This is a genomic window from Pseudenhygromyxa sp. WMMC2535 (assembly GCF_011083025.2).
On sequence record NZ_JABJWV010000001.1, the window covers coordinates 2,467,397 to 2,490,987 of the forward strand.

At 70.0% G+C, this 23,591-nt stretch carries 20 protein-coding genes and 1 tRNA gene; 14 read left to right on the forward strand and 7 right to left on the reverse strand.

Annotated elements, in window-relative coordinates:
- Positions 1-327: 327 nt before the first annotated feature.
- The 3 genes from G6O69_RS09380 to prmC all read right to left on the reverse strand — a co-directional run bounded on the left by G6O69_RS09380 (position 328) and on the right by prmC (position 5,276).
- Positions 328-2,919, reverse strand: a complete 2,592-nt coding sequence (locus tag G6O69_RS09380) for a heavy metal translocating P-type ATPase (protein WP_172303179.1) — start codon at positions 2,917-2,919, stop codon at positions 328-330.
- A gap of 11 nt (positions 2,920-2,930) precedes the next feature.
- Entirely contained in the window at positions 2,931-3,218 is a 288-nt protein-coding gene (locus G6O69_RS09385; protein ID WP_217909800.1) for a metal-sensitive transcriptional regulator, read from the reverse strand.
- A gap of 1,164 nt (positions 3,219-4,382) precedes the next feature.
- The gene (gene prmC, locus G6O69_RS09390) at positions 4,383-5,276 is read right to left on the reverse strand and encodes a peptide chain release factor N(5)-glutamine methyltransferase (RefSeq protein ID WP_172303181.1); all 894 of its coding nucleotides are present in this window, start codon (positions 5,274-5,276) and stop codon (positions 4,383-4,385) included.
- Between the two features lie 159 nt (positions 5,277-5,435).
- Between prmC and G6O69_RS09395 the strand changes: the two genes are divergently transcribed.
- From G6O69_RS09395 to G6O69_RS09415, 5 genes are all read left to right on the forward strand, one after another.
- Entirely contained in the window at positions 5,436-6,260 is an 825-nt protein-coding gene (locus G6O69_RS09395; RefSeq protein WP_172308184.1) for an ABC transporter ATP-binding protein, read from the forward strand.
- A complete protein-coding gene (locus tag G6O69_RS09400; RefSeq protein WP_172303182.1) occupies positions 6,260-6,544 on the forward strand; it encodes a hypothetical protein in 285 nt (94 codons plus the stop codon). Before G6O69_RS09395 ends, G6O69_RS09400 begins: the two co-directional genes overlap by 1 nt.
- Positions 6,544-8,151 (forward strand): permease-like cell division protein FtsX, encoded by a 1,608-nt coding sequence (locus G6O69_RS09405; RefSeq protein WP_172303183.1) that lies wholly within the window; start codon positions 6,544-6,546, stop codon positions 8,149-8,151. The genes G6O69_RS09400 and G6O69_RS09405 overlap by 1 nt, the downstream gene beginning before the upstream one ends.
- Before the next feature lie 4 nt (positions 8,152-8,155).
- Positions 8,156-9,340 (forward strand): peptidoglycan DD-metalloendopeptidase family protein, encoded by a 1,185-nt coding sequence (locus G6O69_RS09410; RefSeq protein WP_172303184.1) that lies wholly within the window; start codon positions 8,156-8,158, stop codon positions 9,338-9,340.
- A gap of 75 nt (positions 9,341-9,415) precedes the next feature.
- On the forward strand, positions 9,416-10,102 hold the full coding sequence (locus G6O69_RS09415) for an MBL fold metallo-hydrolase (RefSeq protein WP_172303185.1): 687 nt from the start codon (positions 9,416-9,418) through the stop codon (positions 10,100-10,102).
- Between the two features lie 1,441 nt (positions 10,103-11,543).
- On the opposite strand, the gene G6O69_RS09420 is transcribed toward G6O69_RS09415, so the two are convergent.
- Together G6O69_RS09420 and G6O69_RS09425 are read right to left on the reverse strand one after the other, a co-directional pair.
- Positions 11,544-11,617, reverse strand: a tRNA-Asp gene (locus G6O69_RS09420).
- 107 nt (positions 11,618-11,724) lie between these two features.
- Complete coding sequence (locus tag G6O69_RS09425; RefSeq protein WP_217909801.1) at positions 11,725-12,555, reverse strand: polyprenyl synthetase family protein; 831 nt, start codon at positions 12,553-12,555, stop codon at positions 11,725-11,727.
- A 256-nt stretch (positions 12,556-12,811) separates the two neighbouring features.
- Here G6O69_RS09425 and crtD point away from each other — a divergent pair, with 256 nt between their 5' ends.
- The 3 genes from crtD to G6O69_RS09440 are packed head-to-tail and all read left to right on the forward strand — an operon-like array spanning position 12,812 to position 16,822.
- Positions 12,812-14,353 (forward strand): 1-hydroxycarotenoid 3,4-desaturase CrtD, encoded by a 1,542-nt coding sequence (crtD, locus tag G6O69_RS09430; protein WP_172303187.1) that lies wholly within the window; start codon positions 12,812-12,814, stop codon positions 14,351-14,353.
- The gene (locus G6O69_RS09435) at positions 14,350-15,447 is read left to right on the forward strand and encodes a carotenoid 1,2-hydratase (RefSeq protein ID WP_172303188.1); all 1,098 of its coding nucleotides are present in this window, start codon (positions 14,350-14,352) and stop codon (positions 15,445-15,447) included. The genes crtD and G6O69_RS09435 overlap by 4 nt, the downstream gene beginning before the upstream one ends.
- 10 nt (positions 15,448-15,457) lie before the next feature.
- Positions 15,458-16,822, forward strand: coding sequence for an NAD-dependent succinate-semialdehyde dehydrogenase (locus G6O69_RS09440; protein ID WP_172303189.1), 1,365 nt, complete (start codon positions 15,458-15,460; stop codon positions 16,820-16,822).
- Here G6O69_RS09440 and G6O69_RS09445 read toward each other — a convergent pair.
- Positions 16,819-17,643, reverse strand: a complete 825-nt coding sequence (locus G6O69_RS09445; RefSeq protein ID WP_172303190.1) for a PHP domain-containing protein — start codon at positions 17,641-17,643, stop codon at positions 16,819-16,821. The genes G6O69_RS09440 and G6O69_RS09445 overlap by 4 nt on opposite strands.
- Positions 17,644-17,738: 95 nt before the next feature.
- On the opposite strand from G6O69_RS09445, the gene G6O69_RS09450 reads away from it, so the two are divergent.
- The 3 genes from G6O69_RS09450 to G6O69_RS09460 all read left to right on the forward strand — a co-directional run bounded on the left by G6O69_RS09450 (position 17,739) and on the right by G6O69_RS09460 (position 19,978).
- A complete protein-coding gene (locus G6O69_RS09450; protein ID WP_172303191.1) occupies positions 17,739-18,380 on the forward strand; it encodes a sigma-70 family RNA polymerase sigma factor in 642 nt (213 codons plus the stop codon).
- A 12-nt stretch (positions 18,381-18,392) separates the two neighbouring features.
- Positions 18,393-19,445 carry a hypothetical protein gene (locus tag G6O69_RS09455; RefSeq protein ID WP_172303192.1) on the forward strand — a complete coding sequence of 351 codons (1,053 nt, stop codon included), beginning with the start codon at positions 18,393-18,395 and terminating at the stop codon, positions 19,443-19,445.
- Positions 19,446-19,555: 110 nt separating this feature from the next.
- Positions 19,556-19,978, forward strand: a complete 423-nt coding sequence (locus G6O69_RS09460) for a hypothetical protein (protein ID WP_172303193.1) — start codon at positions 19,556-19,558, stop codon at positions 19,976-19,978.
- 220 nt (positions 19,979-20,198) lie between these two features.
- On the opposite strand, the gene G6O69_RS09465 is transcribed toward G6O69_RS09460, so the two are convergent.
- Positions 20,199-20,531 carry a hypothetical protein gene (locus tag G6O69_RS09465; protein ID WP_172303194.1) on the reverse strand — a complete coding sequence of 111 codons (333 nt, stop codon included), beginning with the start codon at positions 20,529-20,531 and terminating at the stop codon, positions 20,199-20,201.
- Positions 20,532-20,718: 187 nt separating this feature from the next.
- Here G6O69_RS09465 and G6O69_RS09470 point away from each other — a divergent pair, with 187 nt between their 5' ends.
- From G6O69_RS09470 to G6O69_RS09480, 3 genes are all read left to right on the forward strand, one after another.
- Positions 20,719-21,009 carry a PAAR domain-containing protein gene (locus G6O69_RS09470; RefSeq protein ID WP_172303195.1) on the forward strand — a complete coding sequence of 97 codons (291 nt, stop codon included), beginning with the start codon at positions 20,719-20,721 and terminating at the stop codon, positions 21,007-21,009.
- Positions 21,010-21,066: 57 nt separating this feature from the next.
- The gene (locus G6O69_RS09475; protein WP_176396734.1) at positions 21,067-21,243 is read left to right on the forward strand and encodes a hypothetical protein; all 177 of its coding nucleotides are present in this window, start codon (positions 21,067-21,069) and stop codon (positions 21,241-21,243) included.
- Positions 21,244-21,393: 150 nt separating this feature from the next.
- A complete protein-coding gene (locus G6O69_RS09480; protein WP_176396735.1) occupies positions 21,394-23,580 on the forward strand; it encodes an ABC transporter ATP-binding protein in 2,187 nt (728 codons plus the stop codon).
- Positions 23,581-23,591: the final 11 nt, after the last annotated feature.

The following is a 23,591-nucleotide window of genomic DNA, read 5'->3' on the forward strand; positions in this document are numbered from 1 at the left end:
GCTGATCACAATCGAGGGATGGCTCTTGGAGGTGAGACTTCGAGCCTGGGCCCCATCAGCTCCTCTGCCGCTCTAGTGTGCGCGCCAGAGGACTTGAAGGGCCCCAGGCTTGGAGCACCGGCCGCTGACTTCGTTGCTCGTCAGTCATTTGTGCCCGACAAACTCCCTCCTCGCGCCTCGTCAGCAACCGGCGGTCCGGCGCCTGAGACCCTTCAAGTCCTCTGCCTCGCACACTAGATTCAGGCGTGCTTCGGAATTGGCTCGGCGACTGACCGCGAGTGTTCGCCATCAGTCGCCGAGCGCAGGTGGGCTGCCTGAGCAGTCTGCTCAGATCTCTTTTCGGCGCAGGCGCAGGGCGTTGCTGATCACCGAGACGGAGCTGAAGCTCATCGCGCCGGCGGCGATCATCGGGCTGAGCAGGACGCCGAAGATCGGGTAGAGGGCGCCGGCGGCGATGGGGACGCCTGCGCTGTTGTAGATGAAGGCGAAGAAGAGGTTTTGGCGGATGTTGGCCATGGTCGCCTTGGACAGGCGGCGGGCGCGGACGATGCCGCGGAGGTCGCCTTTGACCAGGGTGACGCCGGCGCTCTCCATCGCGACGTCGGTGCCGGTGCCCATGGCGATGCCGACCTCGGCGCGGGCGAGGGCGGGGGCGTCGTTGATGCCGTCGCCGGCCATGGCCACGATGCGGCCCTCGGCCTGGAGGGCTTTGATCTTGTCGGCTTTCTGATCGGGGAGGACGCCGGCGACGATCTCGTCGATACCCAGGTGCTCGCCCACGGCGCGGGCGGTGGTCTCGTTGTCGCCGGTCAGCATGACGACGCGCAGGCCCTCTTGGTGGAGCTGGGAGATGGCCTCGGCCGTGGTCTCCTTGATGGGATCGGCGACGGCGAGGAGGCCGGCGAGGGCGCCTTCGATGGCCACGAAGACGACCGTGTGGCCGCGCTGGCGCAGGTCCTCGGCGCGGGCTTGGGCGTCCTTCGAGTCGACGCCGAGGGCCTCCATCATGGCGGCGTTGCCCAGGCCGACGCTGCGGCCGTCGACGCGGCCGCGGACGCCCTTGCCGGTCTCGGACTCGAAGTCCTCGGCCTCGGGGAGGGCCGCAGCATCGCCGCCGAGGCGCTCGCGGGCGCCCTCGATGATCGCCCGGGCCAGGGGGTGCTCGCTGCCGCGCTCGAGGGCCCCGGCGGCGCGCAAGAGCGCGAGCTCGTCGACCTCGCCGAAGGTCTCGATCTCGACCAGCGCGGGGCGGCCCTCGGTCAAGGTCCCGGTCTTGTCGACGACCAGGGTGTCGACCTTGCCGAGGACCTCGATGGCTTCGGCGTCGCGGAAGAGCACGCCCAGGCCGGCGCCCTTGCCGGTGGCGACCATGATCGACATCGGCGTGGCCAAGCCCAGGGCGCAGGGGCAGGCGATGATCAGCACGGCGATGGCGTTGAGCAGCGCGTAGGCCATGGCCGGCTCGGGGCCGACGAGGGCCCACACGGCGAAGGTGACGACCGCGCTGAGCAGCACGGCGGGGACGAAGTAGCTGGCGACGACGTCGGCGAGGCGCTGGATCGGCGCGCGGCTGCGCTGGGCCTCGGCGACCATGTCGACGATGCGCGAGAGCAGGGTCTCGCCGCCGACCTTCTCGGCGCGCATGAGCAGGGCGCCGGTGCCGTTGACGGTCGCGCCGATGACCTCGTCCTCGGGGCCCTTGGCCACGGGGATCGGCTCGCCGGTGACCATGGACTCGTCGACGCGGCTGCGGCCCTCGAGCACCACGCCGTCCACGGGGATCTTCTCGCCGGGGCGCACGCGCAAGCGATCCCCGACCTCGACCTGGTCCAGCGGGACCTCCTTCTCGCTGCCGTCTTCGCCCACGCGCAGGGCGTGCTTGGCCGCGAGCCCGAGGATCTTCTCGAGCGCCGCGCTGGTCTGGGCCCGCGCCTCGAGCTCGAGCACCTGGCCGAGCAAGATCAGCGTGACGATCGTCGCCGCGGACTCGAAGTAGACGGCCACCTCACCCTTGGCGCCCCGGAAGGAGCTCGGGAAGATCCCCGGGGCCAGCGTTGCGATCAGGCTGTAGAGATAGGCCACGGCCACGCCGATGCCGATCAGCGTGAACATGTTGAGGTTCATGGTCTTGATCGAGCGCACCGCCCGGACGTGGAAGGGCCACGCCGACCACAGACACACGGGCGTGGCCAGGGCGAGCTCGATCCACCCGCGCGCGCCCTCGGGCAGCACGCTGGAGATCGGCCGGCTGGGCAGCATGTCGATCATCACCAGCGCGACCAGGGGCAAGCTCGAGCCGACGGAGATCCAAAACCGCCGCCTCATGTCGCGCAGCTCGGGGTTCTCCCCGGCGTCGACGGTCACCGTGGTCGGCTCGAGCGCCATCCCGCACTTGGGGCAGTCGCCCGGCTCGTCCTCGACGACCTCGGGGTGCATCGGGCAGGTCCACTGGGTCCGCGTGGCCGGCTGCGGCCGCCCCTTGGGCTCGAGCGCCATGCCGCACTTGGGGCAGTCGGTCAGCTCGGGCGCCTCGACCTCCGGGTGCATCGGGCAGGTGTAGATCGTGCCCGCGGGCGCCGGCTTGGCCCGCTCGGCCGCCCGCCGGTCCTCGTCGAGGTAGCGCTCCGGGTCGGCAGAAAATTTCTCGAGGCAGCGCGACGAACAAAAGCGATAGGTCGTGCCCGCGTGGGTGTGCGCCAAAGGAGCATCCGGCGCGACCTTCATCCCGCACACGGGATCGCGCAGCGTCTTCTCATCACCGCCGCCCCCGCAACACCCGCCTGCTTCCTGCTTCTCCACCACCTCGTCTTTCGACCCTCCCCCGCAACACCCACCTGCGTCCTGCCTCTCCTCCACCACCTCGGCCTTCGGTTGCCCGCAGCAACCACCTTCCTCGTCATGACTCTCGTGCTCGTGCATGGCCCACTCCCTCAGTAGTGCTTGTCGAAGACCTGGATCAGCTCGGCGATCTTCGCGTCGCGCTTTTGGTCGTCCTCGCTCTCGAAGGCCGACTTCACGCAGGTGCGCACGTGAGACTCGAGCAGGATCTTCCCGACCTTGGCGAGGGCCGCCCGGGCCGCGGAGATCTGCAGGAGGACGTCGATGCAGTAGCGGTCGTCTTCGACCATGCGCTGCACACCAGCCACCTGCCCTGCGACTCGCTTGAGCCGGGCCTCGACCTTGCCTTTGGTCTGCGGGTCCATCATCGCCATACCCATACCCCCCAAGGGTATTAAGTCAAGCGCGCCTCAACCGCGGCACATCTGGTCCTCCACAAGCATATGGGTCTCATACCCCCGAAACATCGTGTTTCAACCCCTGAAACGGCGCGCCTCCTACTCGAGCAACCTGCTCTACATGTCTGCTGCCCCATGTTGTCGGCTCCCCCGAGATTTTTCGTCTCTCCAAAGCGGAGTCACCCCCCGAAGAAGAGGCGCACAAAAGGGACAGCAGGGGACCCTTCATGCGAGTTTCGCGTACAAATCTCCACCTTCGGAGCGACTACACCCATCAATGTAGTCATCTGCCCCACCACAAATCCCCAAAGTCAGCGAGCCTGTCTGAGCAGGAAGGGTCCCCTGCTGGCCCGTGCGCCTGCACCGTCGTCAAAGACCCCCTCCTAAAAAGACGCGACCCCCCACGTCTCCGAAGCGGAGTCACCCCCCCGACGAAGAGGCGCACAAAAGGGACAGCAGGGGACCCTTCATGCGAGTTTCGCGTACAAATCTCCACCTTCGGAGCGACTACACCCATCAATGTAGTCATCTGCCCCACCACAAATCCCCAAAGTCAGCGAGCCTGTCTGAGCAGGAAGGGTCCCCTGCTGGCCCGTGCGCCTGCACCGTCGTCAAAGACCCCCTCCTAAAAAGACGCGACCCCCCACGTCTCCGAAGCGGAGTCACCCCCCCGACGAAGAGGCGCACAAAAGGGACAGCAGGGGACCCTTCATGCGAGTTTCGCGTACAAATCTCCACCTTCGGAGCGACTACACCCATCAATGTAGTCATCTGCCTCGCCACAAATCCCCAAAGCCAGCGAGCCTGTCTGAGCAGGAAGGGTCCCCTGCTGGCCCGTGCGCCTGCACCGTCGTCAACGACTCCCTCCTAAAAAGACGCGACCCCCACCTCTCCGGAGCGGAGTCACCCCCCGACGAAGAGGCGCACAAAAGGGACAGCAGGGGACCCTTCATGCGAGTTTCGCGTACACAACAGCACCTTCGGAGCGACTACTCCCATCAATGTAGTCATCTGCCCCACCACAAATCCCCAAAGTCAGCGAGCCTGTCTGAGCAGGAAGGGTCCCCTGCTGGCCCGTGCGCCTGCACCGTCGTCAACGACCCTCTCCTAAAAAGACATGACCCCCCACATTGCCAAAGCAGACAATCACCGAGCCCGCCCCCCCACGATCCGAGGAATCCGCCCATAATCCACCCGACTCCCCACCGCCTCGAACCCCGCCCCCCGCAGCACATCCTCCACCGCCCCAGCCTGCCCGATCCCGAGCTCGAGATAGATCCACCCCCCCGGCGCCAACGCCTTGCGCTCCTGCACCTGCGCCACCAGCCGGCGGATCAGATCCAGCCCGTCCGCCCCACCATCGAGGGCCATGCGCGGCTCCCAGTCGCGGACCTCCGGCGCCAGCCCTTCGATGTCCGCGCTCGGGATGTAGGGCAGGTTCGCCGCGATCGCCGTCCAGCCCCCCGGCGGATCCTCGACCGCGTCGAGCAGGTCCGACTGCAAGAAGCGCACGCGCTCCCCGAGCTCGAGGCGCGCCGCGTTGTCGGCCGCGAGGGCGAGGGCGTCGGCGCTGCGGTCGACCGCGGTGACCCGCAGCTCGTAGCGCGCCTTGGCGATCGCCAGCGCGATCGCCCCCGAGCCGGTGCCGACGTCGAGCACGTCCATGAGCGGGGCCGGGGCCGGGCGCAGGTTCTCGAGCAGCCAGTCGACGAGGTGCTCGGTCTCCGGGCGGGGGACGAGCACCCGCGGGTCCACGCGCAGCTCGAGGTCGAGGGCGTGAAAGCCTCGCTGTCCCTCGATGTAGGCCACCGGCTCCCGCGCCAGGCGGCGGCGGACCAGCTCGCGGAAGGGGGCGCGCTCGGCCTCGTCGAGGAGGCGGTCGTGCTGGAGGTAGAGGTCGACCCGCGAGCAGCTCAGGGCCTTGGCGAGGAGATGCTCGGCGTCGACGCGGGGGTCCTCGATGCCGAGCTCGGCGAAGCGCTCGCTGGTCCAGGTCAACAGCTCGCGCACCGTCCAGCGTGCGCCTCGATCGCCAGGCATGGCCACGGACCAGGGTTCACACGCGGAGGCGGCCGCGGCAAGGCCGAGGGCGCGCGGGTGGGGGTGTGTGAACCCACGCTGTTCGGCTGCTCAGCCTCGGGGTGATTCGCTCACAAATTTCATCGCGAGGATCGCGCGTGCTACCGGCGAAGGGTGTCCATGGCCACCCCCGCGATCATCGAGCTCGCCCACGTGAGCAAGACCTACGGCGTCTCGAACCAGCGCCGGGAGGCCCTGCGAGACGTCAGCTTGCGCGTGGGGAAGGGTGAATTCGCCCTGCTGATGGGCCCCTCGGGGGCCGGCAAGAGCACCCTGCTCAAGCTGATCTTGGCCATGGAGCAGCCGGACGCGGGCACGATCCGCGTCGCCGGGCGCGACGTCCACCGCCTGACCCGCGCCTCGATCCCCTACCTGCGCCGCAACCTCGGGGCCGTGTTCCAGGACTTCAAGCTCCTGCCGGAGGCCACGCCGCTCGAGAACGTGCGTCTGAGCCTCCAGGTCCTCGGTCTGCGCCGCCGCGACGTGACCGCCCGCTCCCGCGACGCCCTGGCTCGGGTCGGCCTCGACCCGGACACGCGCACGCCCGTGCGCTGCCTGTCCGGCGGCGAGCAGCAGCGCGTGGCCCTCGCCCGCGCCCTCGCCAACCGCCCGCCGATCCTCCTGGCCGACGAGCCCACGGGCAACCTCGACCCGGCGCTGACCATGGACATCCTGCGTCAGCTCGAGCTGATCCGCGCCGCCGGGACGACGATCTTGCTGGCGACCCACGACCCCCTGGTCTACCGGCACGCCGGTGCCAGCCGCGCGTTCTACCTGGAGCGCGGCCAGCTCGTCGAGGACCGCGTCCTCGACCGCGCACCCAGCTTCACCGCCGCCGCCCTCGATGAGCGCGGCGACCCCATCGACGCCCTCGCTAGCGTCGAAGACGACGAATTCAGCGACAGCGCCCTCGATGAGAGGGACGAACTGGAAGAGGTGGCCTGATGAACACCCCGAGCAACTCGAGCAACCACGACGACAGCATCCTCGCGGACGCCGATCCCGACTTCACGGCCCTCGATCGCGCCGTCGCCGAGCCCGAGCCATGGGCCGGGCCGGACCTCCTGCTCTTGGTCGACGAGCTCGTCGAAGAGCTCGTCCAGATCGACGGTGAGTCGACCGAAGAAGCCCGCCCCCGCGAGGCCCTCGAGATCTCGATCACCCTCGAGCTCGAGGACGCCCAGGCCGAAGACGCCGCGGGAGACGCCGAAGTCGCCGAGGTCGCCTGATGCGGGCCGTCGAGCTCGAGATCGATGTCGAGGACTGCGAGGTCCTCGATGAGGAGCAAGAGGCGCAAGAGTACAGCGCGCCGCTGGTCGCCCTGGGGGTGATCCGCGACGAAGCTCCCGATGAGAGTCAGGACGGCCGAGAGCCCGAGGCGCTGGAGCCGGAGCTTCGCTTCGAATTCGACTTTGTCGACGACGAGGAGCCCGAGGAGCTCGAGCACCCGCAGCTCGAGCACCCGCAGCTCGACGAAGAGGCCCTCGACGAAGAGGCCCTCGGCAACGTGCTGCTCGAGCCCAGCGACACCGTGGAGCTCGAGGACGCCCTGCGCGGCTCCGGGCTCATGGACCTGCGCGAACTCGAGGCGCAGGCCCACGCGGCCGCGAGCGAGCCGGTCTTCGACCTCGACGCCGAGCCGGCGGACGAGAGCGCGTTCGCGTTCACGGCCGAAGCGATCGTGCCCGAGCCAGCGCAGGCCCTCGAGGGCGCCGACGCGGGCGAGACGGACGAAGTCGACAGCCTCGATGACGAGTCCCTCGATGGCGAGACCCTCGCGGACGGGTCCCTCGAGAGCGCGGAGCTCGAGCTCGACGCCGACCCCGAGGCTGCTGAAGACGAGTCCCTCGAGGCCTTCATCGACAACGACCCCGACCCCCTCTCGGTCCCCGTCTGGGCCTCGGCAAACGCCCTGCGCTACGCCTTCGCCCGCGGCCTGCGGGGCATGGCCCAAAGCCCCCTCGTCCAGCTCCTGGCCGTGGGCACCATGGCCGTGTGCATGCTGCTCCTGGGCACGGCGACCTTGATGTTTCAAAACGCGAACGCCGTGGCCACCACCTTGGGCATCGAGGTCCCGGTGACGGTGTTCATGGATCCCGAGGCGGATCCAGCCGAGACCATGGCCCTGACCGCCCGCCTCCAGGCCCTGCCCGAGGTCGCCCACGCCGAGCGCGTGACCCCGGAGCAGGCCATGGCGCGGCTCCAGGACGGCCTCGGCGAGGGCCTCGCGGGGACACAGGACCACGGCCACGCCGCTGGCGAGGCCGGCGGCCTGCTCGAGGGCGTGGATCCTTCGACCTTGCCCGACACCATCGAGCTCTCGCTCGGCGAGGGCGTCGAGCCCGGCTTCGCGGACGCCCTGGCGCTGCGGGTGCAGGACATGGAGGGCGTCGAGGAGGTCAGCGTGCTCGGGCCGTGGGTCCAGCAGGCCGAGGACATGCTCACGACCCTGCGCTGGCTGGCGGTGGGCGTGGGCGTGCTGGTCAGCCTGGCCTGCCTGGCGATCGTGTGGAGCACGATCCGCCTGGGCGTGTTTGCCCGGCGCGCCGAGCTTCAGATCCTGCGTCTCGTGGGCGGCACCGCTCGCTTCGTCCGCGGCCCCTTCATGGTCGAGGGCGTGCTCCAGGGCGTGCTCGGCACGGCCTTGGCCCTGGCGGCGCTCTACCTGGGCTTCGAGCTGATCCGCCCCTTCCTCGAGCGCGGCCTGGCCCTGGTGTTCGCGGCCGGCTCCCTGCGCTTCTTCTCGGTCGTGGAGGTCAGCGCGGCCCTCGGCCTGGGCGCCCTGCTCGGCTTGATCGGCGCCCGGGCGGCCGTCGCCCGCCACGCGGAGGTCTGAACCCATGGCGTCTCGACGACTCTTCGCCCGCCTGACCCGAGGCGCCGCCGCGGGACTGCTCGGCCTGAGCTTGCTCGGCGTCCTCGCCGACGACGCCAGCGCCGGCGTCCCCCTGTCCAAGCGCCGCGAGCTGCTGCGCCACGCGGCCGAGCGCGAGCTCGAGCTGACCGAGGCCGCCAACGAGCTCGAGCGGGCCAAGGTCGCCCGCGAGCGCGAGCGCGAGAGCCTCAGCTGGGCCGGCGAGCTGCTCGAGCACCGCGCCAACGAGAGCCTGCGCGAGCTCGACGTCTACCGTGCGCGCCGCTCCGAGCGCGAGGCCGTGGGCGCCGTGCGGGCGCGCAAGCTCTACAAGCTCGCCCGCGGCGGCGGCGTGCTCGAGATGATGTTCGAGGACGGCGCCGACGGGCGCTCGACCCCGCAGCAGCGAGCCGCCCGCGGCCGGACCTTGCGCCAGCTCGTCGACCGCGACCTCGAGCAGCTGCGCATCCACGGCCAGGCCGAGCAGCGCGCCCGCGCCGAGCTGCTGACCGCCAGCCGCGAGCTCGCCGTGCTCTCGACCCTCGACTCGCTCGCGCGCATGCAGGACCGCAGCCTCGACGCGGGCGACGCCAGCTTGCACCCGCGCCTGGCCGCGGCCCACAGCGAGCGTCGGCGTCTCCAGCGGCGCCTGCGTGGCCAGGCCAAGAAGGCCGAGCGCGAGCTCCTCGGCGAGCTCCACCGCGAGCGCCGAGACCTGCTGCGCCGCCGCGGCCTCGATCTGCTCGAGGAGGACACCCTGGTCCGCCCCGTCGACGGCCGGGTCGTGGGTGACTTTGGCGACTACGAAGATCCGCTGACCAAGATCGGCATGCACCGAAACGGCGTCGAGCTGCGCGCGCGCGCCGAGGACGAGGTCCGGGTCATCGCCCCCGGCGAGGTCCGCTTCGTGGGCGCGCTGCCGGGCTACGAGCGCGTGGTCGTCGTCGATCACGGCGGCGGCTACCTCTCGCTCACGGCGCGGCTGCTCAGCGTGCACGTCGAGGAGGGCCAGGAGCTCGAGGCCGGAGACGCCCTCGGTCGCGTGGGGCCCAAGGCTGTCGAGGACGGCCTGGGGACCACGGCCTACGTGGAGATCCGCCACGGCGCGCGGCCCATCGACCCCGAGCCCTACCTGCGCCCGCGCAAGCGCGGCGGGCGTCGGCGAGGCTGAGCGAGCCCGAGCGGTCCGAGCGGGACAAAGCGCGCGCACAGAGGCGCCGGCGCAGCTGGTACCCTGTGGGCGCGCATGACCTTCGTCCATCAATTCGGCCTCGGTCCCTGGGACAACTTCATCTACTTCATCGGCGATCAGGCGACCCGCAAGGTCGCGGTCGTGGATCCGGCCTGGCACGCCCAGACGATCCTCGACGAGGCGGCGCGCCTCGACGTCGAGATCGCGGCGATCTTGTGCACGCACAGCCACTTCGACCACGTGAACATGGTCGACGAGCTGCTGAAGACCCTCGATGTGCCGGTGCACATGCTCCGGCCGGAGGTCGAGTTCTCGGGCTTTCGCTGCGAGAACCTGGTGGCGTCGAGCCCTGGGGATACGCTGACGATCGGGAAGCAGACGGAGATCACGATGATGCACACGCCGGGGCATACGCCGGGCTCGTGCTGCTACCGCCTGCGCGACAGCGTGGTGACGGGAGATACGCTCTTCGTCAACGGCTGCGGGCGCTGTGATTTCGTGGGGGGGGATCCGGAGGTGATGTATGGGACGCTGCACGCGATGGTCGACAAGCTGCCGAGGGATACGGTGCTCTATCCGGGGCACGATTATGGGCCGACGACGCGGGCGACGGTGGATGAGCAGCTGCGGGACAATCCCTACTTGAAGCTGCCTACGGTGGCGGACTTCGTGGCGCACCGAATGGAGGGGAAGACGCCGAATAGTTCGTTGCCGCCGGAGCCACAGTGGTCGCCCGAGTGATTGGGTGATGCTCTTTTGTGGGGCCGAGCTTCTGAGTGGGGGCTCGGCTTTTTCTTTGGTCTTTTGCGGGGGTCTGCTCTGACGACGGTGCAGGCGCACGGGCCAGCAGGGGACCCTTCCTGCTCAGACAGGCTCGCTGACTTTGGGGATTTGTGGTGGGGCAGACGATTATATTGATGAGTGCAGTCGCTCCGAAGGTGCTCTCGTGTACGCGAAACTCGCAGGAAGGGTCCCCTGCTGTCCCTTTTGTGCGCCTCTTCTTCGGGAGGGGAACTCCGCTCCGGAGACGTGGAGGGTTGTGTCTTTTGCGAGGGGAGTCGTTGACGACGGTGCAGGCGCACGGGACAGCAGGGGACCCTTCCTGCTCAGACAGGCTCGCTGACTTTGGGGATTTGTGGTGGGGCAGATGACTACATTGATGGGTGTAGTCGCTCCGAAGGTGGAGATTTGTACGCGAAACTCGCAGGAAGGGTCCCCTGCTGTCCCTTTTGTGCGCCTCTTCTTCGGGGGGGTGACTCCGCTCCGGAGACGTGGAGGGTTGTGTCTTTTGCGAGGGGAGTCGTTGACGACGGTGCAGGCGCACGGGCCAGCAGGGGACCCTTCCTGCTCAGACAGGCTCGCTGACTTTGGGGATTTGTGGTGGGGCAGATGACTACATTGATGAGTGCAGTCGCTCCGAAGGTGGAGATTTGTACGCGAAACTCGCAGGAAGGGTCCCCTGCTGTCCCTTTTGTGCGCCTCTTCTTCGGGGGGTGACTCCGCTCCGGAGACGTGGAGGATGACTCCGAATCGGGGCGTGAAGGCGAAGGATGGCTCTGAGCTGAAGGGACAAAGAGGGCTTGTGCGAAACGTCGGGAGATCGCGCTGGCAGACATGAAAGAGCACCTCGCCCGCGAGCAACGGCATGTCTCTCGCGGACGTAGAGCAGGCCGCTCGAGTGGAAGGGGCCCGCGCCGAGCACCGAGCCGGCTAGGCTGCTCCATCATGTTGGTCGCCCGCCACCCGGCGAGAGCGCAGGGGTGGGAAGGCTTCCGCCGAACAGGCCGCGGTGTACCGCCCGAAGCAACTACCATCGCAAAAGACCCGAGCTCCCTCGAAAAGCAGACATGAAAGAGCACCTCGCCCGCGAGCAACGGCATGTCCCTCGCCGACGTAGAGCAGGCCGCTCGAGTGGAAGGGGCCCGCCCCGAGCACCGAGCCGGCTAGGCTGCTCCATCATGTTGGTCGCCCGCCACCCGGCGAGAGCGCAGGGGTGGGAAGGCTTCCGCCGAACAGGCCGCGGTGTAACGCCCGAAGCAAGGCTCCCTGCCAAAGACCGAGCACAATCCCCTCGAGTTCGGTCGACTCGAGGCGCGTGGAGTTCGCACTCCGCCAAGCTGCGAAGTGCGCTTAAAAGACCAAAGGCCCCTTCAGTGAAGAAGGAGCCTCTGGGCAACGAAGACGGGGCGGACGGGACTCGAACCCGCGACCTCCGGCGTGACAGGCCGGCGTTATAACCGACTTAACTACCGCCCCTGGGGTCGTTTCGTTGGAGCCGGGAGTGTGTTTGAAGCAGGCCTGGCTGTCAAGGAGGGCGTATTTTTTTGTGCCGGTGCTAGCTCACGCACTCGCTCGCGCGAGTGTCACGCGCGCAGATCCGCGAGCACGGGCTGGTTGGCGCTGGCTTGCGGCTTGCCGTTGATGCCGGGGCGGACGGCCCGGGGATAGAGGCGAGCGCCGAAGCCCTCGACCCACTGGACCACGCGCTGCGGATGGCGGCAGGCCGGCATCGCTGCGATGGCCTGGTCGAGCAAGCTGCGGAGCCGAGCGAGGGCGCCGTCGATGCCCAGGGAGATGCAGGCGTTGGGGCGGTTGTGGACCATGTCCTGGCCCGCGGGCTTGCCCAGGCTGGCGGTGTCGTCGAGGGTGTCGCGCAGGTCGTCGGCGATCTGGTAGGCCTCGCCGAGACGGGCACCAAACTGCGCCCACGGCTCGGCGTCGGCCTGGGCCAGGAGCGCGCCCACCCGGGCGCCAGCCTCGAAGAGCGCGCCCGTCTTGGCCTTGTGATAGGTGCGCAGGCCCACGGCCTGCTCCGACTCCCAGGCCTGGCCAGCGACCAGCCCACCGACCGCGCCCACGCCCTGGGCGATGGCGCGGACGAGCTTGGGCACCAAGACCGGCTCGAGCTGGGCGCGCGCGACCACGTCGAAGGCGAGGACGATCAGGCCGTCGCCAGCGAGCACGGCCAGCTCTTCGCCAAAGGCGGCGTGAACCGAGGGCCGACCGCGGCGCAGCGGCGCGTCGTCGAAGCAAGGCAGGTCGTCGTGGACCAACGACGCGCAGTGCAGCAACTCGATGGCCGCGGCCACGTCGGCCTGGGCCTCGGGGGCCACGGACGCGTCGCAGGCCGCAGCCACGCCCATGGCCAGACCCGGCCGCAGGCGGGCGCCACCGGGGAAGACCGCGTGGTCCATGGCCGCGCGAAGTCCATGGGGCGTCGCAGGCGTCTCACATAGCCCGAGCGCCCGCTGAAGTGCCTCTTCGATCCGCTCGAGCCCGATCATCTCAAGGCCAGCCTGACCCGCTGCACAACCCTTGTCAATCTGAGGCTGGTTTTTGTTCAAACCCTGGACACCCTTCATCGTGGAGGCTAATCCTGTCCGGCAAGTCATGAGACTCGATAAAGTCCCAGATGCCGTTTATGAGCCGTGACGGAGCCATGGTGGGGTCGTGAGCGCGGGAGGCACTGTAGCAGAGAATGCCCCGGTCGTCGTCGTCGGAGGGGGTGTCGGGGGTCTCAGCTCGGCAATTCGCGCGGCGGCCAGTGGCCTGCGCGTGATCTTGCTGGAGCGAAGCACCACCGTGGGCGGCAAAATGCGTCGCGTCGGCCCCTACCACATCGACGCCGGGCCCACGGTCCTGACCATGCGCTGGGCCTTCGACCAACTCTTTGCGAGCGCCGGCCGAAGGCTCGACGACTACGTGAGCCTCGAGCCGCTCGAGTTGCTCGCTCGTCACGCCTGGCCCGACGCGTCGATGCTGGATCTGTTCACCGATGTCGAGCGCTCCTCGGCGGCCATCGAGGCCTTCGCGGGGGCCGAGGCGGCGGCGGGCTACCGGCGCTTTTGCGCCTACAGTGAGCGGATCTTCACCATCGTCGAGGCGCCCTTCTTGCGTTCGAAGCGGCCACGGCTGTCCACGGTGGTCACCGAGGGCGGCCTGCGGGGGCTGCTGAAGTTCTCGACAATCGACTGGCACCGCAGCATGTGGAAGTCCCTCGGCCGGTTCTTCCCGGATCCGCGCCTGCGCCAGCTCTTCGCCCGCTACGCGACCTACTACGGCTCCTCGCCCTTTCGCGCGCCGGCGACCTTGAACCTGATCGCGCACGTCGAGCGCGCCGGGACGTGGCGCGTGGCCGGGGGCATGTACGCCCTCGCCGAGGGCCTGATCCGCCTCGCCGAGGAGCTCGGCGTCGAGATCCGCACGAATTGCGAGGTCGAGCGGGTCGAGCTCGACCGCGCCGAGGCGGCCGCTGGCGTCCGCCTGCGCGGCGAGCCGGGCGTGGTCCTCCCGGCCTCGGCGGTGATCGTCAACGCGGCCCCGGAGGCCCTCGACGCCGGCCTGCTCGGCGAGCAGCTGCGCGGCTGCCTGGGCCTCGAGGCCTCCGCGCCACGCTCCTCCTCCGCGGTGACCTGGTGCCTGCGCGCGCCCGCTCGCGGCTTCGAGCTCGCGCACCACAGCGTGTTCTTCTCGCCGGACTACCCGGCGGAGTTTCGCGCCCTCGAGGCCGGCGAGCTGCCCGAGGCGCCCACGGTCTACATCTGCGCCCAGGATCGCGACGAGTCTGGAACCCGAGCGCCCGAGGACATCGAGGGCGACGCGGCCCCTGGCGAGCGCATGCTCGTGCTCGTCAACGCCCCGGCCAGGGGCGAGCGCGGGTTCTCGCTGGCGACCCTCGACGCGCTCACCGAGCGCACCCAGTCCGCGCTCGCGCGCTGCGGCCTCGAGCTCGACCTGTGCGGCCCGCAGACCCTGCGCAGCGACCCAGGCGAATTCGAGCGGCTCTTCCCGGGCACCGGCGGGGCGCTCTACGGCACGGCCACCCACGCGATGATGGCCCCCTTCCGCCGCCCCGCCGCGCGCACGCGCGTGCCGGGGCTCTACCTCGCAGGCGGCGGCGCGCACCCCGGCGCGGGGATCCCCATGGTCTGCCTCAGCGGTCAGCTGGCGGGCGAGGCCGTCGGCGAGGACCTCGGCGCGGAGCCACCATGACGCCACCCGAGCGCGAGCCCACGGGCTTCACGCCCGACCCCAAGCCGCGGCGCTTCGATTGGCCCGTGGCGCCCGGCGGCTACGCCTGGTGGTACGTCGACGTGATCAGCGACGACCACCGCCTCGGGCTGACGATCATCATCTTCGTCGGCTCGGTGTTCTCGCCCCACTACTTCGCGGCGCGCCGCCGCGCGAGCGCCCGCGGCGAGGCGCCACCAGATCCAACGCGGCACAGCGCCGTCAACGTCGCCCTCTACCAGCCCGGCGCGCCGGCGCTGCTCGACCGCGGCCGCAACAAGCGAGCCTGGGCGCTGAGCGAGTACCCCTCGGCCCAGCGCGAGCGCGCGCGCCTCGGCGTGGGCGCGAGCACCATCGCGTGGACCGAGGACGAACACGGCCCGCTGCTCCAGGTCGAGATCGACGAGCGCGAGCCTTTCCTGGGCAGGCGACCGATCTTCGCCCACGCCATCCGCGGCCGCGTCCGCCTGCGCCCCGCGGCGATCTTTGGCCCGCGCATCGAGCTGGATCCCTGGCGCGAGCAGCCCCGCCACCGCTGGTACCCCGTCGCCCCCATGGGCCGCGCCGAGGTCGAGTTCGAGGCGCCCGCGCTGCGCTTCGAGGGCTCCGCCTACCACGACGTCAACGAGGGCGACGAGGCCCTCGAGGCCGGCTTTCGCAGCTGGAGCTGGGCGCGGGCCGAGCTCGGGGAGCACGCGGGGATCCTCTACGACGTCGTCGATCCCCGCGGCGGCCTGCACCCGCGAGGCTGGCGCCTGTTCCCGAGCACGCGCACCCTCGCGCCCATCGCCGACGGCGAGCTCGGCGCTGCCAGCGAGCTCCCGCGCTCGTTTTGGGGCATGCACCGCCCGATCCGCGTCCGCCCCGGCGAGCAGCCGCAGCTGATCGAAACCCTGGAGGACTCGCCCTTCTACACCCGCAACCTCGTGCACGCGGCGATCGGCGCGCGCCCGCCCGAAACCGAAACCGCGACCGAAACCCTTTCGACGGTCACGATGCACGAGTCCGTCGATCTCGAGCGCTTTCGTGCGTCATCGACCCAGTTCCTCTTGCCTTTCCGTACCCGTCGGGGGTGACATCCCCCCTGTGCCGACCACGATCAACCCTGCCACCGGCGAGCCGCTCCACGAGTACCCCTACTTCTCGCCCGCCGAGACCGAGGCCCGCCTCGCCCAGGCCCACGAGCGCTTCTTGTCCTGGCGTCGGCTGAGCGTCGCGGACCGGGCCGACCACCTGCGCGCCCTGGCCAAGGTGCTCCGCGACCAGGCGGACGCCGGCGCCGAGCTGATGGCCGACGAGATGGGCAAACCCCTCGCCCAGGGCCGCGCCGAGATGAACAAGTGCGCCACCTTGTGTGAGCACTACGCCGAGGCCGGCCCGGCCATGCTCGCCCCCGAGTCCGTCGAGGTCGAGGGCGCGACGGCCTACGTCTCCCACCAACCCCTGGGTGTGCTGCTCACGGTCATGCCCTGGAACTTCCCCTGGTGGCAGGCCCTGCGCTGCGCCGTCCCTGCCCTGCTCGCCGGCAACACGGTGCTGCTCCAGCACGCCGCCAACGTGACCGGCTCCGCCTTCGCCATCGAGCACGCCCTACGCACGGCCGGCTTCCCGCAAAACTGCCTGTCGACCCTGGTCATCGATCACGGGGCCACGGCCGAGCTGATCGGGGACCCGCGCGTCGTCGGTGTGTCCTTGACCGGGAGCACCCGCGCCGGCAAGGCCGTGGGCGAGGCCGCCGGCCGCTACCTCAAGAAGACCGTGCTCGAGCTCGGCGGCAGCGACCCCTACCTGATCCTCGAGGACGCCGACATCGAGCTCGCGGCCGAGATCTGCGCCAAGGCCCGGCTTCAAAACAGCGGCCAGACCTGCGTCGCCGCCAAGCGCATGATCGTCTGCGCCCCGGTGGCCGACGCCTTTTGCGAGGCCTTCTCGGCCGCGCTCCAACAGGCCGTGGTCGGAGATCCCCACGCCAAGAGCACCACCGTGGGGCCGATGGCCCGCCACGACCTGCGCGACAGCCTCCACGATCAGGTCCAGCGCAGCGTCAGCGCCGGCGCCCTGCTGCGCTTCGGCGGCCAGCTGCCCGAGGGCCCCGGCGCCTACTACCCCGTGACCTTGCTCGACAACGTGCGCCCGGGCATGCCCGCCGGCGACGAGGAGCTCTTCGGTCCGGTCGCCGCGATCATGCGCGTGCAGACCGAAGAAGAGGCGATCGCCGTGGCCAACGGCTCGGTCTATGGCCTGGGCGCCGCCGTGTTCAGCCGCGACCGCGCGCGCGCCGAGGTCATCGCCCGGGATCGCCTCGAGGCCGGGGTCTGCGTCGTCAACGACTTCGTGCGCTCGGACCCCCGCATGCCCTTTGGCGGCGTCAAGCAGAGCGGCCACGGCCACGAGCTCGGCCGCCGCGGCCTGCTCGAGTGGGTCCACAGCAAGACCGTGCTGATCTCCTAGAACAGCCAGTCGCGCAGGCGCTCCGCGTGGGCCGATGGCAGCTCGATGCCCGGGCGGCTCACGTGGGCGAGGGCCTCGCCATGAAAGTCGCTGCCCGCCGTGACCACCAGGTCCAGCTCCGCGGCCAGGCGCAGCCACGGCTCGGCCCGCGCCGGGCTCACGCTGCCGTAGTAAGCTTCGATACCTTCGAGACCCGCGTCGCGCAGGTCCACGAAGAGCGCCTTGACCAGGGCGTGGTGGCGCAGCGTGTGTGGATGCGCCAGGGCCATGCGCGCGCCGGCGGCTCGACCCAGGGCCAGGCCGTCCTCGACGCTCATGCCATCGATGGCCACATTGGCTGGTCCCCCGTCGTGTAGAAACTGGTCGAAGGCGTGGCGCATGGAATTGCACACCCCCGCCTCGACCAGGGCACGCGCGACGTCGGGGCGACCCGGCGTGCGATGGGCCGCGTCGGCGAGGATCGCCTCGGGGTCGAGGTGGACACCCAGGGCCGCGAGGCGCTCGCAGATCGCCCCGATCCGCCAGCACCGGAGCTCGCGCAGCTCATCGAGGCGGCGCGCGAGGGCCTCACAGCCGGGCCCGGGCTGCACGCCCCAGATCAGCATGTGGACCGTCCGACCGTCGTGCTTGCAGCTGAGCTCGAGGCCCCGCAACACCCGCACGCCGGGGAGCGCCGCGCGAGTGCGCTCGTAGCCGGCCATGGTGTCGTGGTCCGTCAGGCAAAACAGCTCGACGCCAAATTCACCAGCGGCGCTGGCGAGGGCCTCGGGTTCGAGGCTCCCGTCCGAGCAGGTCGAGTGACAGTGCAGCTCCAAGCGCACGGGTACAGCCTATCAGGGGACGGCCGGCGGCCCATGGTTGTATGCTCGGGCGCCCGGGGCCCAAAGCGGCACCACCGAGAGGAGCGAGCACAGCGGTGACTCCCGAGCAGGTCGCGCGAGCACTCGACGGCGATCGCCAGGCCATGCGCGCCCTGGTCGATCGTCTGTTGCCAGCGATCCAAACCGAGGTCGGCTTCGCGCTCATGCGCGGCGCCGCGGTCGAACGTCGCGATCCCCGCCAGGAGGTCCGCGACTTCACCCAAGAGGTCTTCGTCCAGCTGCTCAGCCAGGGCGGCAAGACCCTGCGCAGCTGGGACCCCGAGCGCGGGCGCTCCCTCGAGAGCTTCGTGCGCCTGGTCGCCCGCCGCCAGGTCGCGGCGATCCTGCGCAGTGGACGGCGCAACCCCTGGTCCGAGAAGCCGCTCGCCGGCGAAGACCTCGAGCCCGCGCTCCCGACCGCGTCCGACGCCTCGAAGACCTACGAGACCCAAGAGCAGCTCGACCGTGTGATCGACGCCCTTCGCGATCGCCTCGACGAGCGCGGGCAGCTGCTCTTTCAGATGCTCTACGTCGAGGAGCGCTCCGTCGAGGAGGTCATGCGCGCCGCAGAGATGACGCGCGACGCCGTCTACGCGTGGCGCTCTCGCTTCCGCAAGCTCGTGGCCAACCTCGAGCCCAGCCAAGAATCACGACCAGGGCGTCAGATTTCAGACGCCCCCAAACAAGGGATCCGATGAGGGCCATAGACCGTGCATGATTCGCCCGAGACCGGCCCCCAGCGGCCAGCGCAGCCCGAGGACCCCGCCGACGCCGAGCTCCTCGGCCTGCTCCGCCGCGACCTCGACCGCGAGGCGCTGTGGCACGCCCGCGCCGCCGGCGAGCTCGACTCCGAGGCTGCCCGCGAGCGCGCGAGCGCCCTCGGCGACGCGCCCGAGGACATCGAGCGCGCCGAGCAGTTTTTCTCTCCCTTCGCCGAGTCCGAGCGCGAGTCCCTGGTCGACGCGCTGCTCGCCATGACCGGCGGCGACGCGGCGACGGCCGGGCTTGCTGACCAGGTTGACCAGGCCGACCAGCCAGGTACGCCAACGACCGCGCTCGAGCACGACCAGACGCCAGCGCATATCGCGGACAACGTCGTATCCTTGGCCGCGGCCGCCCAAGCGAAGGAGGCCAAGGAAGCCGAAGAGCCTCAGGCCGCGACCTCGCTCACCGCTCGCCTCGCGGGCACGGGCCCGTGGTGGTGGGTGCCTGGCGGCCTGCTGATCGCCGCGGCCGCGGCCATCGTCGCGTGGGTGTTCTGGCCGCCGAGCCAGGAGCTCCTCGACTCTTCGGGCGGCAGCGGCCAGCTCGTCGCCGACGCCTCGGGCGGACCCATGCCCGCCTACCAGCTCGAGACCGACGGCGGCCTCAAGCAGCTGCGCAGCGAAGGCGAGAGCAGCGAGGGCGAGCCCAATGCAGACACCAAGCCGCACGACTACCGCCGCGGCAGCAAGTTCGAGTGGATCTTGCGTCCGCGCGAGGCCGTCGAAGGTGAGCTCGAGGTCCGCGCCTTCGCCTTCGCCGGTCAGCGCCTCGACCGCGGCCTCCCCCTCGCCCTCGCCGAGCTCGTCGAGATCTCGCCCTCGGGCTCGGTCCGCGTCGCCGGCACCATCGGACAGCTGGGCCTCGAGCCCGGCGCCTACACCATCGCCTTGCTCGTCGGTCGCCCCGGCAGCCTCCCGAGCGACGCGGGCGCCGTCCGTGAAGGTGGCGAGGACGGCAGCTGGCAGATCCATCGCATCGCGATCGCCATCGCGCCCTAACCCGTTCCTCCCCGCGCAACATTGATCGCGGGCACAGGATGTATTGTCCATGAACCACGGGTCACCAAACATTTAGCTTTACTGAACAGGAGCCTAGGTATACATATAAAATGATGTCGTGGTCGGTCGAGTTCGACAAAGGTCAGATCGTCGCCCGCTTCGATGGCCACCTCGACCAGCCCGCAGGTGTGGCCTCGGCCAAATCCGTGATTGGCCAGCTGCAAAAGCGCCCCTGTGCCCTCGTGCTCCAAGTCGAGGCGATGACCGGCTACGACCGCAAGGCCAGGCTGGCCTGGCAGCACCTGCTGTGGGCGCACCGCCACCGCATCGACCACATCGTGCTCGTCGGAGGGAACTCGGTCGTGCGCATGGGCGCGAGCGTGCTCGCGATGATGCTCGACCTGCCCCTGGCCCACGCGACCAAGGCCGAGCTGGAGCTGGAGCGAGAGCTCGACGCCCCCGAGCCGCGCCGCCCTCGTCGGCGCTCGCAGGCGATCACGGCGGCGCACAGCCGCGGCCTGGCCCACGGCTGAGTGCGCCTGCGCTCCAGCATCGAGCCAGGTGATGCTCCAACAACTCGAGCAGCTCGGTTGCGGCTGATGGTTCGAGGCTCTCAACATCACCATCGTTACAATATGAACACCTAGAAAAACGTGTATATCATCAGCAGATGACTCCTGGCGACAATTAATTGCCGCTCTGGCGCGGGGCACCGACGAGCTGTCCCGCGCTCGCACGAGTTCCAGATGACCATCACTTCGCCTCGTGCGGGCGATAGAAGATGACGCTCTCGCCCTTCTCGAGCATGGTGTTCATCTCGGTGCCGCTCAGCTCCGAGGAGAAGCCCTCCGACTGGCAGCGGACCACCCCCGCGGTCGAGTCCTCCTTGAAGAACTCCGTCTTCGTATCGACGGCCGGCTCGTTGCAGGCGCTCTCGTAGTAGTCGATCCAGCAGCTGTCGGTGGCCAGGCCCGAGCCCTCTTGGGAGATCATGATGCACGTACCCTTCGCGTTGCAGCCGGTGAGCGCGAGGCCGCCGACAAAAGCGAGGCAGGCAGCGAGGACAATGGGGAGCTTCTTCATCATCACTGCGCCATGATAGGAACATGAGCCGCCAGACTTCAACCGCGGGCGCTAGTGTGCGCGCCTCGTCCACGGCTCCGATGGCCCATCCGGACGGCTTGGGCGGCTCGCCTCGACAGCACGTGGGGCCCTCCTGGCCCGAACGGCGGCGCGGGCGTGTTCGCTGGGCGGGGTCTGGTAAACTCGGCCCATGCCCTTCGCTGCGCGTGTCGGAGATCCGCACCTTTGCCCGGCGACCGCTCCGATCCCGCATATCGGCGGGGTGATCATGCCGCCGGGGGTGCCGACGGTGCTCATCGGGAGCAAGCCGGCGGCGACGGTCACGGGGAGCTGCCTGTGCCCGGTCGGGCCGCCCAACTCGATCACCAAGGGGTCGACGACGGTCACGTTCGGGAACAAGCCGGCGGCACGCATGGGGGATCCAACCGCACACGGCGGGTTGATCATCATGGGCTGCCCGACGGTGCTCGTCGGGGGCTAGTGCGCGCACCAGAGGACTTGAAGGGCCCCAGGCTTGGAGCACCGGCCGCTGACTTCGTTGCTCGTCAGTCATTTGTGCCCGACAAACTCCCTCCTCGCGCCTCGTCAGCAGCCGGCGGTCCGGCGCCTGGGACCCTTCAAGTCCTCTGGTGCGCGCACTAGTGTGCCCATTGGAGAGCGCGGCGCCGCCAGGCCGTTCGTGACGGTGTTCGAGCGGCCGCCAGCAAGACCCTGACTCGCTCGTTAGCGCCCTTTGTCTCGCACGCGAGCCCCCGACTCCCTGTCGTGGGCGCAAACGAGTTTGTTGGCACATTTTGTTGATGCAAGTCAGGCAGGGGCTAAACCGAGAGCGGGCTGCCCCCCTGTCGGTCGCCCGCTTTGTGCCATGGATGCGATTTCACGACCGCGCGCGGCCTCCCTGACTCGCGTGCTCGAGCTCCTCGCCGCCCGCAGCGGGGTGACCATCGGACCGCGGCTGGCCTGGGAGGCCGCCGCCTCGGCGCTGGCCCGGCGCGATGGGGACTGGGTCGAGGTCTTCAGCCACGGTGCGCGCCTGGCCAAGCTGTCGAGCGCCGGCTGCGAGCCCCGCCGAGTCAGCGACCCGCGGGCGCTCGTCGAGCTCTCGCCCCCGGCGCTGAGCTGGATCCCCGGCGCCGAGGGAGGCCGCTGGCTGGTGCTCCTCGGGTGCCAGCGCGGCGTCCTCGAGGTCGCCATCATCGATGACGAAGGCGAGCAGCGCCGGCGGATGAGCCCAGCAACGGCCATCGAGTGGCTGCAAGCTCAGGGTCTCGACGAGGGCGCGCAGCGGTCGAGCACGCGCTGGCTGCAGATCGAGCCGCTGCTGCCCCTCGCCTCCGTCGAGCGGCCCCCGGCGTCGACCAGGGCGCGCGTCGGCCCGATCCGCCGGCTGCGAAACCTGACGGCCCTCGATCGCCAGGACGTCACGGTGATCCTCGTCTACGCGCTGGCGATCGGGGCCATGACCCTGGCCGTGCCCGTCGCGGTCCAGGCCCTGGTCAACACCGTGGCCTTCGGCACGGTGCTCCAGCCCCTGGTAGTGCTCAGCATCCTGCTCGCCGCCGGGCTCGGGTTCACGGCGGTCCTGCGCGTGCTCCAGGCCGTGGTCGTCGAGATGTTGCAGCGCCGGCTCTTCGTGCGCGTGGCCGGTGACTTCGCCCGGCGCCTGCCGAGGCTGAGCCCGGCCACCCGCGCGCGCCATCACGGGCCGGAGCTCGCCAACCGCTTCTTCGACGTGCTGACCCTGCAAAAGGCCGGCGCGAGCCTGCTCCTCGACGGCACCACGCTCGCGCTGCAGCTCCTCGTCGGCCTGCTCTTGCTGGCCTTCTACCACCCGCTGCTGCTCGCCTTCGCCCTCGCCCTGCTGCTGGCCGTGCTCGCCGTCGTGCTGATCCCCGGGCGCGGAGCCGTCGACAGCAGCCTGGCCGAGTCCAAGCGCAAGTACGCCGTCGCGGCCTGGCTCGAGGATCTCGCCGGCAGCCCGCGGCGCTTCTCCGATCGCGCTTCGCGGCGCTTCGCCGACGCGCGCGCCGAGCTGCTGATCCGCGAGTGGCTGGCGGCCCGCGCCGAGCACTACCGCCGGCTGCTGCGTCAGCTCATCGGCGGCGTCGGTCTACAGGTCGCGGCCAGCACGGCGCTGCTGTGCATCGGCGGCTGGCTGGTGATCCGTCGCCAGCTGACCTTGGGCCAGCTCGTCGCCGCCGAGCTCGTGGTCACGGCCATCGGCGCGGGCCTGGGCAAGCTCGGCAAGCAGCTCGAGAACTTCTACGACGCGACCGCGGCGGCCGAGAAGCTGGGCAAGGTCCTCGATCTCCCCCTCGAGCGCAGCGGCGGAGAGCGCCCCCCCGCAATCGGGGCGGGCGAGACGGGCGAGGCGGGCGGAGCAGGCCCCTTCGCCGTGCGGGTGCTCAGCCGCAAGGTCGGCGTCGACGCCCTCGACCCCGACGCCCCCGCGCCGGAGGTCCTGCTCGAGCTCGAGCCGGGCGCGCGGGCGGTCCTGGCCGGCTGCTCGCCGGCGCGCTCGCGGCTTTGCGACCGCCTCTTTGGGCTGATCGAGGATGAGCGCCGCGGTTCGGGCGAGCGCGTCGAGGTCCACATCGACGGCTGCCCGCTCGCCGAGCTCGACCTCGAGCTCCTGCGCAGCGAGCTGGCCATGGTCCGCGGCTTCGAGCTCGTCGCCGGCTCGCTGCTCGACAACCTCGACGATCGTCCGGCCCAAGGCGAGGCCCAGGCGCTGCGGGCGATCCTCGAGCTCGTCGGCCTCGACCAGCGCGTCGCCGCCCTCCCAGACGGCCTGAAGACCCGAATCCTGCCCGGGGGCGCGCCGCTGAGCGAACACGAGGCCCGCCGCCTGGTGCTCGCCCGGGAGCTGCTTCGTCGTCCCCGCCTGTTGATCATCGACGGCGGCCTCGACGGCCTCGGCCTCGGTCCCGGGCTCGGCCCCGATGGGGGCGCCTTCGAGCGCCTGCTCGATCACCTCTTCGACCCCGCCGCGCCCTGGACCTTGCTAGTGGTCAGCGACGACCCGCGGGTCCAGGCCCGCGCAGCTCGCTGAGCTTCGACCCC